The 13,375-nt window shown below is 72.1% G+C and carries 11 protein-coding genes; 4 read left to right on the top strand and 7 right to left on the bottom strand.

All coding sequences use genetic code 11. The features are described from left to right. Positions 1 to 111: 111 nt before the first annotated feature. From ACFY16_RS05375 to ACFY16_RS05365, 3 genes are read right to left on the bottom strand one after another with little or no spacing between them, the layout of a single operon-like run. Entirely contained in the window at positions 112 to 741 is a 630-nt protein-coding gene (locus tag ACFY16_RS05375; RefSeq protein WP_390645728.1) for a TetR/AcrR family transcriptional regulator, read from the bottom strand. Positions 742 to 788: 47 nt separating this feature from the next. Next, on the bottom strand, positions 789 to 2,873 hold the full coding sequence (locus ACFY16_RS05370; protein ID WP_390645727.1) for a YhgE/Pip family protein: 2,085 nt from the start codon (positions 2,871 to 2,873) through the stop codon (positions 789 to 791). Beyond that, positions 2,845 to 3,684 (bottom strand): ATP-binding cassette domain-containing protein, encoded by an 840-nt coding sequence (locus ACFY16_RS05365; RefSeq protein WP_390645726.1) that lies wholly within the window; start codon positions 3,682 to 3,684, stop codon positions 2,845 to 2,847. Before ACFY16_RS05365 ends, ACFY16_RS05370 begins: the two co-directional genes overlap by 29 nt. Before the next feature lie 171 nt (positions 3,685 to 3,855). On the opposite strand from ACFY16_RS05365, the gene ACFY16_RS05360 reads away from it, so the two are divergent. The 3 genes from ACFY16_RS05360 to ACFY16_RS05350 all read left to right on the top strand — a co-directional run bounded on the left by ACFY16_RS05360 (position 3,856) and on the right by ACFY16_RS05350 (position 6,063). Continuing rightward, positions 3,856 to 4,476 carry an SAV_6107 family HEPN domain-containing protein gene (locus tag ACFY16_RS05360; protein ID WP_390645725.1) on the top strand — a complete coding sequence of 207 codons (621 nt, stop codon included), beginning with the start codon at positions 3,856 to 3,858 and terminating at the stop codon, positions 4,474 to 4,476. 158 nt (positions 4,477 to 4,634) lie between these two features. Then, positions 4,635 to 5,405 carry a methyltransferase gene (locus tag ACFY16_RS05355; RefSeq protein WP_390645724.1) on the top strand — a complete coding sequence of 257 codons (771 nt, stop codon included), beginning with the start codon at positions 4,635 to 4,637 and terminating at the stop codon, positions 5,403 to 5,405. A 265-nt stretch (positions 5,406 to 5,670) separates the two neighbouring features. Beyond that, positions 5,671 to 6,063 carry a DUF3040 domain-containing protein gene (locus ACFY16_RS05350; protein WP_390645723.1) on the top strand — a complete coding sequence of 131 codons (393 nt, stop codon included), beginning with the start codon at positions 5,671 to 5,673 and terminating at the stop codon, positions 6,061 to 6,063. 224 nt (positions 6,064 to 6,287) lie between these two features. Here ACFY16_RS05350 and ACFY16_RS05345 read toward each other — a convergent pair whose 3' ends face one another. From ACFY16_RS05345 to ACFY16_RS05330, 4 genes are all read right to left on the bottom strand, one after another. Beyond that, positions 6,288 to 8,795 (bottom strand): DUF3488 and DUF4129 domain-containing transglutaminase family protein, encoded by a 2,508-nt coding sequence (locus ACFY16_RS05345; RefSeq protein WP_390645722.1) that lies wholly within the window; start codon positions 8,793 to 8,795, stop codon positions 6,288 to 6,290. After that, complete coding sequence (locus ACFY16_RS05340) at positions 8,792 to 10,165, bottom strand: DUF58 domain-containing protein (RefSeq protein ID WP_390645721.1); 1,374 nt, start codon at positions 10,163 to 10,165, stop codon at positions 8,792 to 8,794. Before ACFY16_RS05340 ends, ACFY16_RS05345 begins: the two co-directional genes overlap by 4 nt. Further along, the gene (locus tag ACFY16_RS05335; RefSeq protein WP_390645720.1) at positions 10,165 to 11,202 is read right to left on the bottom strand and encodes an AAA family ATPase; all 1,038 of its coding nucleotides are present in this window, start codon (positions 11,200 to 11,202) and stop codon (positions 10,165 to 10,167) included. Before ACFY16_RS05335 ends, ACFY16_RS05340 begins: the two co-directional genes overlap by 1 nt. Positions 11,203 to 11,397: 195 nt before the next feature. Further along, on the bottom strand, positions 11,398 to 11,943 hold the full coding sequence (locus ACFY16_RS05330) for a beta-class carbonic anhydrase (RefSeq protein ID WP_390645719.1): 546 nt from the start codon (positions 11,941 to 11,943) through the stop codon (positions 11,398 to 11,400). 420 nt (positions 11,944 to 12,363) lie between these two features. Here ACFY16_RS05330 and rsmH point away from each other — a divergent pair, with 420 nt between their 5' ends. Continuing rightward, positions 12,364 to 13,320, top strand: a complete 957-nt coding sequence (gene rsmH, locus ACFY16_RS05325; protein WP_390645718.1) for a 16S rRNA (cytosine(1402)-N(4))-methyltransferase RsmH — start codon at positions 12,364 to 12,366, stop codon at positions 13,318 to 13,320. Positions 13,321 to 13,375 lie beyond the last annotated feature (55 nt).

Here is a 13,375-nt window from a genome sequence, read left to right as displayed (position 1 = left end):
AGTACGGGGGAACTACGGGGAGCACGAGGAAGCGCCGGTTCGAGGTGGCCCGCGGGGGACGCGGCCACAGCGGACCGGCGCTTCCGTGTGCCGTGGGCCGTCTCCGCGTGTCTACCGGCCGCCGCTGACCCTGCCCTGAAGCAGTCGGGACAGCGCCGCGTGTACGTCGTCCAGCGACCGTTCCGGCTGGAACGCCTGCCAGTCCAGAGCGGCCACCAGCACCATGCCGACCAGCGCGGCCGCGGTCAGCGGCACGTCGATCTCGTCGCTGAACTCGCCGCCCTCGATGCCCTCGCGCAGCACGCCCTCGACGACGGCCACCGCCTGCTGCCGGACCACCATGAGCGTCGACTGCCAGGCCCGGTTGGTGCGCCACAGCTCGGCCACGTACAGCTGGGTGAAGGCCGGATAGCGGTCGATGAAGACGAGCCCGGCGCGGATCATCGCGTCCAGGGCGTCCACCTTGGTGCCGCCCTCACGTTCGGTGCGTGTGGCCGCCTCCCGCAGGGAGTCGGTGAGGAGTCCCACGCCGTGCCGCAGCAGCTCCTCGAAGAGGACGGACTTGCTCGCGAAGTTGTAGTAGACCGTGCCCTTCGCGACCCCGGCACGCTCGGCGATCTCGTCCACCGTGGTGGCGGAGAAGCCCTGCTCGGCGATGAGCGTGACGGCCGCCTCGTAGAGCTTCTGCCGGGTGGCCTCGCGGCGCGTGCTGCCGCCCGACGTGGCGCTGCTGCTTTCCATGGCCCTGATTGTCACAGCAACCGTGTCCGAAACCGTCCCCCGGGGGATCACAGGGTCAGTTCCGGGTGCAGCCGGTCGAGCGTCCACACCTGGCGGCGGCGCGCCGACAGGGCGGTCAGCGCGAGGGCGCCCGCGGTGAACGTGGCGAGCACGGCACACGCCTGCCACACCGGACCGAGACCGCCGCCCGTGATGAGCCTCCTGAGGGCCTCGACGACGTAACTCATCGGCAGGCAGGGGTGGATCGCGTTGAAGAAGCCGGGGCTGGTCTGTACGGGGTACGTGCCGCCCGCGGACGTCAGCTGGAGCATCAGCAGGGCCAGGACGAGGATCCGGCCGGCCGCTCCGAAGCGCGCGTTCAGCCACTGCACGAGCGCCGCGAAGCACGCCGTCACCAGGAACAGGAAGCCGACGGTTCCGGCCGCCCGCGCCATCTCCAGACCGATCGCCCAGTGCAGCACGGCCATCAGGGCCGTCGTCTGGAGCACGCCGACCGCGACCACCGGCAGCCAGCCGGCCAGCGCGATCCGCCAGGCCGAGGCGCCCGCGGCGAGCGCGCGCCGGTTCATCGGCGGGATCAGCATGTACGCCACCATCGCGCCCACCCACAGGGACAGCGGGATGAAGTACGGGGCGAAGCCGGTGCCGTAGTTGGGCGCCTTGTGCAGGTCCTTGGAGGCAAGTCGGACCGGGTCGGCCATGACCTCGGTGCGCAGGTCGCGGTCCTGCTCGTCGTAGTCGGGGATCTGTTCGGCGCCGTCGTGCAGGCCTCCCGCCAGCTCGCCGGAGCCGTCGACGAGCTTGTACATGCCGCCGTTCAGGTCCGCGGCGCCCGTCTCGAGCCTGCCGACGCCCTCGTCGAGGTCGCTCGCGCCGGTCCGGGCGGTACCGAGTCCGGTGTGCAGCTGCTTCGCCCCCGCCGCGACCTTCGTGGCGCCGTCGTTCAGCCTGTTGATCGCGAAGACGGCGTCGTCGAGGTCCTCGGAGAGGTGCGGGGCGCGGTCGGCGAGTGCCTGGGCCTGCTTCTGGAGGGCGCCCAGGTCGGCGTCGAGCTTCTTCAGGTCGCCGTCCTCGTCGGCGATCAGGGTGTTGAGGTCGTCGGCGATCACCGACACGTCGGCGGCGGCCTGCTCGGCCTTCTTCAGGTCGGCGCAGGCGGTGTCGGGCAGCACCGGGGTCTCGCAGCGGCGCTCGTGGACGTCGTTCAGGGTGTCCGAGGCCGCGTGGGCGCCCTTGGCGGCGACCGGAGCCGTCTTCACCAGGGTGTCGAGGTTGCGGCGGATCGCGGCGGCCGAGTCGGCGACCAGCTGGGCGGTGTCACCGATGCTCTTCTCGTGGTCCTTCACGAACGGGCCCACCGCGTCCGCGATCCCGTTGACCCGGCCGGCGAGGGTCCGCGTGCCCTCGGCGACCTGCTGCGAGCCGTCCTCCAGGTCACCGGCGCCCGCATTGAGCTTCTGCAGGCCCTTCGACAGCTCGGTGCTGCCGTCCCGGGCGTCCTTGAGTCCGTCGGCGAGGTCCTTCGAGCCCTGCTCCGCCTTCCCGACGCCCTTCTTGAGCTTGTCGGCGCCGTCGGCGGCCTTCACCGTCTGCCCGTGGATGTCGGAGAACGAGACGAAGATCCTGTCCAGGAAGGACCGCGACGCCTTCGTCGACGCGGCCGTGCGCACCTCGCTGAACACCGTCCGCGAGATCTGCCCGACGATGTAGTTGTTCGCGTCGTTCGTGCGCACCTGGAGGGCGCCCGTCTCGGGGGAGTCGCCCGCGCTGGAGGCGATGCGCCGGCTGAAGTCGGCCGGCATGGTCAGCGACAGGTAGTACGTGCCGTTCTCCACGCCCGCGCGTGCCTCGGCGGCAGTCACCTCGTGCCACTCGAAGGTCTTGCTGTCACGCAGCCCCTCGGTGATGTCGTCGCCCGCCGCGACCCTCCTTCCGTCGGCGGTCGCCCCCTTGTCGTCGTTCACCAGCGCCACGGGGATGCGGTCGAGACGGCCGTACGGGTCCCAGAACGACCACAGGTACAGCGCGCCGTACAGCAGGGGCAGCAGCAGGAGTGCGACCAGGGCGGCACGAGGGAGCCTGCCCCGGCCGAAGCGGCGGAGCTCAAGCGCGGCCAGTTTCGGCGAGCGCATCGGCCGCCTCCTTCGCTTCGTCGGCGGTATCGGTTTCGGTTTCGGCGTTGGTCTCGGTGCCGGTTTCCGTGTCGCTCTCCGCGCCGGTACCAGTGCCGGTTTCCGTGCCCGGGGCGGACCGGGCGGACACGGCGATCGCGCCCTCGGGGGCCTCGCTGCACACCGCGACGACCGTTGTCCCGGCCTCGGCGAGGGACTTCAACAGCGCCCATACGTCGGCCCGTTCGGCCGCCGAGAGCTTGAGGTCGGCGTCGTCGACGCCGAGCAGACGGGGTCGGCCGACGAGCGCGAGCGCGACGGACAGGCGCAACGCCTCCAGCCGCTCCAGGTCGCGTACGGCGGTGCGGGAACCCTTGGGCAGGGCCTCCCGGTCGAGTCCGGCGGCGGTCAGCGCGGTCTCGATGCGCAGCTCGGCCTCGGCCACCCGTTCGGTACGCGGCCGGAACAGCCCGTGTACCGAGTCGCCGAACCGCCGCTGGAGCAGCGCCCGTTCGCGCAGATGCTCCCCGACGGTCAGGGCCGGGTCGAGGTCGGTGACCCCGGCGACGTTGGCCAGGGCGCTGACGCGGCGCACGGCCGCCAACTGCTTCGGCAACCGGGCGCCGCCGACGGCCGCAGTGCCCTCCGTGGCCTTCATCCGCCCGGTGAGCGCCAGCAGCAGGCACGTACGCCCCGACCCGGACGGTCCCTCGATCGCGATCAGTGAACCCGGCCCCGCCTCGACGGAGACCCCGCGGAACGCCCAACCGCGGGGGCCCTCGAGCCCGAAGTCCCGGGCCGTGACGGCGGTGCCGTCTCCGGCTCCCCCCATGCCCATCCCCCGTTCCGTCCCCTGGGGTTTTTGAACTGACTGGTCAGTGCAAAAACTAGCCCGAACCTTCGATCGAAGCAAAAGCCCAGGTCAGAACGGATTGTCAGTGGCATACCGCACGATGGGCACATACGGCCACAGTGCCGTCACCCAGACGACAGGAGGTTCGTCATGGCCAGCTATCACGCAGCCGCCGCCCACCGGCGCCGCGCCTCCGGCCCTGCCCCCTCACTGACCGGCCCGGCGAGCGACGTGCACCCCGTGCTGCGCCGGACCACGGCTCCGCCCGCCGCCCTCGACCTGCTCGCACAGGCCCGCGCCGGACTCGAGGAGGCCGCCGTCCTGGAAACGTCCAACGAGCGCTATGCGACGGCCCACCTCGCGGCCCTGCGCACCGCCGCCGCCGTGCTCGCCGCGCGCGGGCGCCCGGAGCCCACGCCCCGACGCCGGGCCAGGATCCGGAGCGCCTGGGAAGTGCTCCCCGAAATCGCGCCCGAACTCGCCGAGTGGAGCGCGCTGTTCGCCGCCGGGGCCCGGCGGCGCGCCCGGGCCGAGGCGGGCATCCAGGGTGCGGCCAGCCGCCGGGACGCCGACGACCTGATACGCGACGTGGCGATGTTCGTCCGCCTCGTCGAGCGAATGCTGGTGCTCCAGCCGGTGCTTCCACAGCCACGCCAGGACACGGGCGGTACGCGCAGTGCCGGGGGCAGCACGGGCGGTACAGGCGACAGGGGCCGCGCGGACGACCCCCGGGCCGTCGGCCCCCGCGGCGACATACCGGACGCGGGATGACCGGCCCAGCCGTGACGCACCGCGGTGACCAGGTACGGCACCGGAGGCAATAGGGTGGAGGACGCCTGAAGCCTTCCCTCCGCCCGTATCCCGGCCGGGGAGGCGCCCCGTTCGCTCCGCCGTGCAAGAGGCGGTGCCGCGCCGAGGAGTCAACTGCCGTGTCGGACCCGATGCGCCCCCGCGCTTCTCTCCGTACCGCCGTGGTCTGGGAGGTCCTCCAGGACGCCCTCGACCGCCGGGTCAAGGCCACGGGTCGCGAGTCGCTGGACGTCCTCGACACCGGGGGCGGCAGCGGCAACTTCGCGGTCCCCGTTGCCCGGCTCGGCCACCGGGTCACCGTCGTCGACCCCAGCCCCAACGCGCTCTTCGCGTTGGAGCGCCGCGCCGCCGAGGCAGGCGTCGCCGACCGCGTGCGGGGCGTCCAGGGCGACGCCCACGGCCTGTTCGACGTGGTCGAGCGCGGTGGGTACGACGCCGTGCTGTGCCACGGCGTCCTGGAGTACGTGGACGACCCCGCCGAGGGTGTCCGCAACGCGGTCGCCGCGCTGCGCCCCGAGGGCGTTCTCAGCCTGCTCGCTGCCGGGCTCGGCGGTGCCGTGCTCGCGCGTGCCCTCGCCGGCCACTTCAAGGAGGCCAGGCAGGCCCTGGGCGATCCGAACGGCCGCTGGGGCGCCGGTGACCCCGTACCGCGCCGCTTCACCGCAGAGCAGCTCACCACGCTGGTCGAGGGTGCGGGCCTCAGGGTCGGCGCCGTGCACGGCGTGCGGGTCTTCGCCGACCTCGTCCCCGGCGTGCTCGTCGACACCGAGCCCGGCGCCCTGGAGGCCCTGCTGAAGCTGGAGGAGGCCGCGGCCGAACTCCCCGCCTTCCACTCCGTGGCCACGCAGCTTCATGTGCTCGGTGAGGCACAGGGGGACACCGAGGCCTGAGCGATGCGCCGCTGATCAGGGCCTTGGCCGCAGATGGAGTACGCCACAGGCCCTCCGTTCGGGCGTTCTCCGCCGTATGATCGAGGGAGACCGCCCGGCATGACGGGACGGCCGCTGGGGAATGGAAGTTTCAGCGAGCCGGACGTTCATGGCGGAGTTCGGTTGGCCAGTTGGCGCAGAGGGGCGGGTTTCACGGGGGCGATTCCCTGCCTATCCTGAAGGGACCCCCGGGTCGCCCCGGCGACTGCACGATGAGGAGGACTCCGTGCCGCTCTCGGAGCACGAGCAGCGCATGCTCGAGCAGATGGAGCGAGCGCTGTACGCCGAAGATCCCAAGTTCGCGTCGGCGCTCGAGGGAAGCGGGCTGCGTACGTACACCCGGCGGCGGGTCTACCAGGCGGTCGCGGGCTTCCTCGTGGGTATTGCGCTCCTCATGGCCGGAATGGTCGCCAAGCAGGTCTGGCTCAGCGTGGTCGGCTTCCTCGTCATGCTGGGGTGTGCGGTCCTCGCTGTGACCGGCTGGCGCAAGGCCCCCAAGCCCGGCGAACAGCCGGCCGGGACTCCGCCGCAGGCAGGCCGCCAGGGACGACCCAAGCGGTCCATGATGGACCGCATCGAGCAGCGTTGGCAGCGGCGCCGGGACGACCAGGGCCATTGAGTCCGAGGGGCCGACGATCTTCAGGGCGACTTGATCTGCAGGGTCAGTGTCCGCAGGGCCAATGATTTGCAGGGTCAGTGATCTGCAGGGTCATCGAGTCCCCGGCGTCTCTGATTCCGCAGCGTCTGTGATTCCCTGACAGCTCCCCAAGACATCGCCGAGGGGGTGACCACCGGATGGTGGTCACCCCCTCGGCGTGCGCTTCGGCCGTCAACGGCCGGGCCTCAGCCGCTCTGCTGCCCTGACGGGCGGCCACGGCGCACCAGGGCCGCCCACCGCGTGGCCCAGTCGGTCCGCAGCGCCGTCCAGCGGTCGCTGAGGTCCCACACCGCACGGACGGCGGAGCGGGGCGCGACCACCGCCCGCAGCCGGGTGGTCCAGCTCGCCCGCGACCGCAGTGCCGTACTCAGCCCGCGCACGTCACCGGCCAGACCGGCCTCGGCCCGCGGCTGGGGCGCGAACAGAACCTGCTCCACGGCCGACGCCACCCGGCGCACGGACTGGGCCGTGGGCTCGTCCAGGTGCCCGAGCCGAACGATCCGCGCCGCTGCCCTGCGCGGGGTGAGGGCGTCGTCCGGCGGGATGCCGTAGTCCCAGGCCGTGTCGGTGAGCTCGCGCCACACGGCCAGGACGTGCCCGACGGCCGCCTCGCCGGCCTGCTGCGACGTGGTTTCGCCCGGCAGGGCCGCCAGGTCGGGCTCGTCCGTGTGCTGCTCACCGGCGCGGTCCCGGCGGCCCGGTCCGGTCGGCCCCGCCGCGGACGGGGCGTGCTGGGCCGACGCCAGCCGCACCGACCGGCGTCTGAGCCGCCACAGCATGGGCAGCAGCGGCAGTGTCAGTGCCACGAGCCCCAGCAGCGTCCAGCCGAGGATCTCGTACCAGGGCGTGCCGCTGTCGCTCTTCTGCAGCGGGTTCAGCGGCAACGCGCCCGCGCAGTCCCCGGCGTTCTTGTTCTGCGTCGAGCAGCTCGTGCTCGCCGAGGGCGCGTCCGAGGGGGCGCTGCCGGCGGACCGGGTCTCCTGCGGCAGATCCGGGACGCTGCTCCCCGACGACTCCGGCAGCGTGTACGACGGCGTCGTGCCCCGGGTGGGGGTCGGCTCGAAGCGGGTCCAGCCCACGCCCTCGAAGTACAGCTCGGGCCAGGCGTGCGCGTCCTTCAGGCCCACCGACACCGAACCGTCCGCCTGCGGGGAACCCGGCGCGAAGCCCACCGCCACCCGCGCCGGAATGCCCAGCGTGCGGGCCATCGCCGCCATCGCGAAGGAGAAGTGGACGCAGAAACCCTGCTTGTCCCTCAGGAAACGGGCTATCGCGTCGGGACCGCTGCCGACCTCCACCTCGGTGTCGTACTGGAAGCCGCCGTCGACGGCGAAGTAGTCCTGGAGCTTGACCGCCTTCGCGTAGTCGGTCGTCGCGCCCTGGGTGACCTCGCGGGCGGTCCCGGCCACCACCGTCGGCAGCGAGTCCGGCACCTTCGTGTACTCGCTCCGCAACGCCTTGGGCGCTTCGGGGGCCGCGGCCAGCTGCTCCGCCGTCGGCTGCACTGCGAGGCTCTTCACCTCGTAGGTGGCACCGCGCGTGGTCTGGCCGTGGTCGCCGACGAGCGTCATGCCCTCGGGCTCGTAGCGCCAGTTGCCCTTGACGCTCACACCGCTCGGCGGGTACGGCATCGGCAGCCAGTCCTGGGCGTACCAGTCGGCCGCCGAGACCCGGGTCGTGATCACCGCGCGCTTGATGTCGGCGCCCAGCCCGGTCGGCGTGGGGAACTCGTCCGGCACGGCGACGATGTGCCGCTTGGACGGCTTCCAGGTGATGCCGTCGAAGTCGTCCAGGGACACGATCCGCAGATACATGTCCGTCAGATCGTCGGTGTTGGTGCGCAGGACCATGACGGTGCGGTCCTCGTCCACGTTCAGGCTGTCGCGCAGCGACACCAGCGGGTTCACCGCCGAGATCGTGCCACCGCCCCCGGAGCCCACGCCCACCCCGGTCCTGGCGCTGTCCAGCAGGCCGCCCTGTATCTCGGGCAGCGGCAGCAGCGGCACCACCAGGGCGATGCCGAGCGAGACCGCGCCGATGCGGCGGCCGGTGCGCATCGGAGCCGAGGGGCCGGGTTCGCCTCCCGGACCGCGCGGCGCCCCGGCGAAGACCCGGCCCCACTGCGAGAGCCGCTCGCGCCCCTCGGCCAGCAACAGCATCAGATAGCCGGCCGCCGCGAGGAGAAAGAAGAACCAGTCGCCGGCGCCGTCCGAAAGGCCCGCCGCCACGGAGTAGAGCGCGAGCAGTGGCAGTCCGGCCGGGGCCGCGCTGCGGAAGGTCACCGCGAGGACGTCCACCAGCAGCCCGATCACCAGTACACCGCCGACGAGCATCAGCCGGATGCCGTCGGACAGCGGTGCCGGGGTCGCGTACCGCCCCACGTCGTCCGTGCCTGTCTGCAGCAGGTCGCCGAAGTAGCGGAAGGTGTCCGGGCCGGGAATCAGCCCGCCGAGGGCCTGCTGCCGGGCGAAGACCAGGGTCAGCAGCGCCAGCGTGAGCAGGGCCTGTGCCGTCACGGTCAGCGGCCGGGCCAGGGGTATCCGCCGGGCCGCCGCGCCCACTCCCGCCTGAACAGCCAGCAGGACGGCCGCCTGCAGCATCCAGCCGACCGACTCGACCAGCGGCAGCAGGGCGCTCGCGGCCATCAGCGTGGCCGCCCAGGCGCACAGTGCCAGTCGTGCCCGCCCGCTCATGACCTGCTCTCCCCACCGCTTGCCGCGCTCGCCGCCGCCACGCCCGTGCGGTCCCGTTCCGCCTGGCGCCAGAGGTCCTCCAGCGAGGCGCCCCGCCGCACGCTCAGGGCCGTCCAGCCCGCCTCGCGCAGCATCCGCAGCCGTTCCTCCGACCTGTTCACCGGAGCGGGCACGTCGTTCGGTTCAACCACCCACGTATCGCTGTCCAGCAGGAAGGCGAGCGCGCCTCCGCTGCGCTGGCGCATCTTGGCGGCCACCGTGGCCTGTTCCTCGTCGAGGTCGCCGAAGAAGGCCACCAGCAGCCCTTCGTTCCCGCCGCGCAGCAGGTCGTACGCCCGGGACAGGCCCGTGCCGTCCGAGTGGTCGATCACCGCGAGCGTGTCCATCATCAGCCCGGCCGCGTCCGCCGACTCCTGGCTGGCGCCCGCGAAACCGTCGGCGCCCTCCCCGGGCACCGAGTTGCCGGTGTCCGTGAGCAGCCGCACGGAGAAGCCCCGCTCGAGCATGTGGACCAGGACGGAGGCGGTGCCCGCGACGGCCCACTCGAAGGCCGAGTCCGGCCCGGCGCCCCGGAAGGCGAGGCCCCGGGTGTCGAGGAGCACCGTGCAGCGGGCGCGCTGCGGCTGTTCCTCGCGCCGCACCATCAGCTCGCCGTAGCGCGCGGTGGAGCGCCAGTGCACGCGGCGCAGGTCGTCGCCGTAGCGGTAGCCCCGCGGGATCACGTCGTCCTCGCCCGCCAGCGCCAGCGAACGCTGCCGCCCGTCGCCGTACCCCTTCGCCTCGCCGCTCAGCCTGACCGGCGGCAGCGGTTCCACGCTCGGGATGACGGTCAGGGTGTCGTACGTCGAGAAGGACCGGGTCAGCTCGCACATCCCGAACGGGTCGGTCAGGCGCAGTTGCAGCGGGCCCAGCGGATAGCGGCCGCGCAGGTCGGAGCGGACCCGGTAGGACACCTCGCGGCGGCCGCCCGCCTCCACCCGGTCGAGTACGAAGCGGGGGCGTGGGCCGAGCACGTACGGCACTTGGTCCTGGAGCATCAGCAGGCCGGTGGGCAGCCGCGAGACGTTGTCCATCCGCAGATGGACCCGGGCCTCGCTGCCGGCGGGCACGCGCGCGGGGGAGAGCCGGCGGCTGCCGGCGACCCGGTAGCGCGTGCGGTAGAGCATGGCCGCGCACACCAGCGGCAGCACCGCCAGCAGCAGGCCGACCCGGAGCAGGTCGGCCTGCCCGAGGACGTAGGCGCAGACGGCGGCCGCGACTCCGGCGGCCAGGAACGAGCGGCCTCGGGTGGTCAGCCCGGCCAGGGCCGTGCGGATGCCGCCCTTCTCGCCCCGGTCGGCCTCCGCGGTGCCCGTCCCCCCGGCGGTCATCAGAGCCTCCGCGGCGGCCGCTGGGGGTAGGCCGGGGCGCCGTGTGCCAGGCCGTAGCCGCTCTGCTGCTGGGGGGCCGCGGGCACCGGGGTGCGCTGGAGGATCTCCTGGACGACCTGTTCCGACGTGCGGCGGTTGAGCTGGGCCTGCGCGGTGGGCAGCAGGCGGTGGGCGAGAACGGCGACGGCGAGTGCCTGCACGTCGTCCGGCAGGGCGTACTCCCGGCCGCTGAGAGCCGCGGACGCCTTCGCCGCGCGCAGCAGGTGCAGCGTCGCGCGCGGCGAGGCGCCGAGTCTGAGGTCGGGGTGGGTGCGCGTGGCCGCGACCAGCTCCACCGCGTACCTGCGGACCGCCTCGGCGACGTGGACGCCCCGGACGGCCTCCACCAGCTTCACGATGTCGTGCGCGTGGGCCACCGGCTGGAGGTCGTCCAGCGGGTTCACCCCGCCGTGGATGTCGAGCATCTGCAGCTCGGCCTCCGCGCTCGGGTAGCCGATGGACACGCGGGCCATGAAGCGGTCGCGCTGGGCCTCCGGCAGCGGGTAGGTGCCCTCCATCTCGACCGGGTTCTGCGTGGCCACCACCATGAAGGGGCTGGGCAGCTCGTACGTCTGCCCGTCGATGGTGACCTGGCGTTCCTCCATCGACTCCAGCAGCGCGGACTGGGTCTTGGGCGAGGCGCGGTTGATCTCGTCGCCGATCACGATCTGCGCGAAGATCGCCCCCGGCTTGAACTCGAAGTCCCGTTGCTGCTGGTCCCAGATGGACACGCCGGTGATGTCCGACGGCAGCAGGTCGGGAGTGAACTGAATGCGTCGCACCGAACAGTCGATGGACCGCGCAAGAGCCTTCGCCAGCATCGTCTTGCCCACGCCGGGGACATCCTCGATCAGAAGATGTCCCTCGGCGAGCAACACGGTCAGCGAAAGCCGTACGACCTCGGGCTTGCCCTCGATCACTCCTTCCACCGAACTGCGGACACGCTCCACAGTGGCGGTCAGATCAGTGAGGCTCGCTCGATCGTCATAGGTCGTCACCCGGCCCTCCTCGGCCCGTTCCATCCGGGCCGACGCTCTCAGACGCGGACCGGCCCACCCCGAAACACGGACACCACGCGTGAAAGGCTCCGCGTGACGCCACCCCCGCATTCTTGCTGCCGTTACCGATTCGTGTCACTCGCCTGTGGACAACTGGCCGCGATATGTCGGGTCTTACGACGGTTGATACGTGGGTCAGGCCGGGTCTATCTCACGCAGCAGCCCCGTCTTCACGTCGAAGACGAAGCCGCGCACGTCGTCGGTGTGCAGCAGGAACGGCGAGGTGCGCACGCGCTGCATCGACTGCCGTACGTCCTGTTCGACGTCCCGGAACGCCTCCACCGCCCAGGCGGGGCGCTGGCCGACCTCCATTTCCAGTTCGTGGCGGAAGTCCTCGGTGAGGCTCTCCAGACCACAGCCGGTGTGGTGGATGAGCACGATGCTGCGGGTGCCGAGCGCCCGCTGGCTGATGGTGAGGGAGCGGATCACGTCGTCGGTGACGACACCGCCCGCGTTGCGGATGGTGTGGCAGTCGCCCAGCTGCAGGCCGAGCGCGGCGTGCAGATCGAGGCGGGCGTCCATGCAGGCCACGACGGCGACGCGCAGGACGGGTCGGGCGTCCATTCCGGGATCGGTGAACGCGGCGGCGTACCGCCCGTTCGCATCGACCAGTCGGTCGGTGACGGTACCGCCGGATATGGCGGCCTCGGAGCCGGTGGGAACCGATGCAGAAGTCGTCATAGCTATGACCGTACTGGTCACAGCCGATCCAGTCGCGCTGTGAGAGCGGGAAAAGAGCATCATCACGTCCTCTTGTGAGCTAACCCACACAGTGGTCGCGGTCCATCCGCAGGGGTGATTTTCCCTGGTTTGCCGCATCGCAGTCACCCCGGCGCGCGACGCGCAGGCCGGTTGATTGACCGTGCCGCACGGTGGACTAAAGTGACGCGAAGCGGGAGGCGAGGCTCTTCCTGCTGCACTGAATCACCCGGAGACCCCGGCGTGCTGTCCGGAGATCTCCCCACGTGCGCGGCGCGTACGTACGGCTCGGCCTCCTCCCGCTCCCGGTCGGCTGACGCTTCCGGCGCCGGCAGGCCTCCCCTTCACGAGCGGGCGGGGACCCGGCGGTGCGTGCGGCCACGCCGGACCTGAGAGGGCCCCTTGAGCCAGAGTCGACACGTCCCGGTGATGCTCCAGCGGTGCCTGGACCTGTTGGCCCCCGCCCTCGAGCAGCCGGGAGCGGTGGTCGTCGACTGCACCCTCGGCCTCGGCGGCCACAGCGAGGCGCTGCTGACGCAGTTCCCGGGAGTCCGGCTCGTCGCTCTCGACCGTGACAAGGAGGCCCTGCGGCTGTCCGGCGAGCGGCTCGCCCCCTTCGGTGAGCGCGCCACCCTCGTGCACGCGGTCTACGACGAGATCCCCGACGTCCTCGACCGCCTCGGCATCCCGCGCGTGCAGGGCGTCCTCTTCGACCTCGGCGTCTCCTCCATGCAGCTCGACGAGGCCGACCGCGGCTTCGCCTACGCTCAGGACGCCCCGCTCGACATGCGCATGGACCAGACGACCGGCATGAGCGCCGCCGAGGTCCTCAACACCTACGCGCCCGGCGAACTCGTCCGGATCCTGCGGGCCTACGGCGAGGAGAAGCAGGCCAAGCGGATCGTGGCCGCGATCGTGCGCGAGCGCGCGAAGGAGCCGTTCAGCAACAGCGCACGGCTGGTGGAGCTGATCCGGGACGCGCTGCCGCAGGCCGCGAAGCGCACCGGCGGCAACCCGGCCAAGCGCACGTTCCAGGCCCTGCGCATCGAGGTCAACGGTGAACTCTCCGTCCTGGAGCGGGCGATCCCGGCGGCGGTGAAGGCGCTCGACGTGGGCGGCCGAATCGCCGTCCTGTCGTACCACTCGCTCGAGGACCGCCTGGTCAAGCAGGTGTTCGCGGCCGGTGCCGCCAACACCGCGCCGCCCGGCCTGCCGGTCGTCCCCGAGCGCTACCAGCCCCGGCTCAAGCTGCTCACACGCGGTGCCGAACTTCCCACCGAGGAAGAGGTCGCCGAGAACCGGCGGGCCGCTCCGGCTCGGCTGCGCGGAGCGGAGCGCATCAGGGAGGACGTCGAGTGAGGCGGGCTCAGGGGCGGGCGGGCCGGCACCACACCCGGACCCGGGTTCGGAATTC

It is taken from the genome of Streptomyces sp. NPDC001315 (genome assembly GCF_042896175.1).
Taxonomy (GTDB): Bacteria; Actinomycetota; Actinomycetes; order Streptomycetales; family Streptomycetaceae; genus Streptomyces.
The sequence above is the reverse complement of the archived record's forward strand: the minus strand, read 5'-3'. Positions and strand labels throughout refer to the sequence as shown.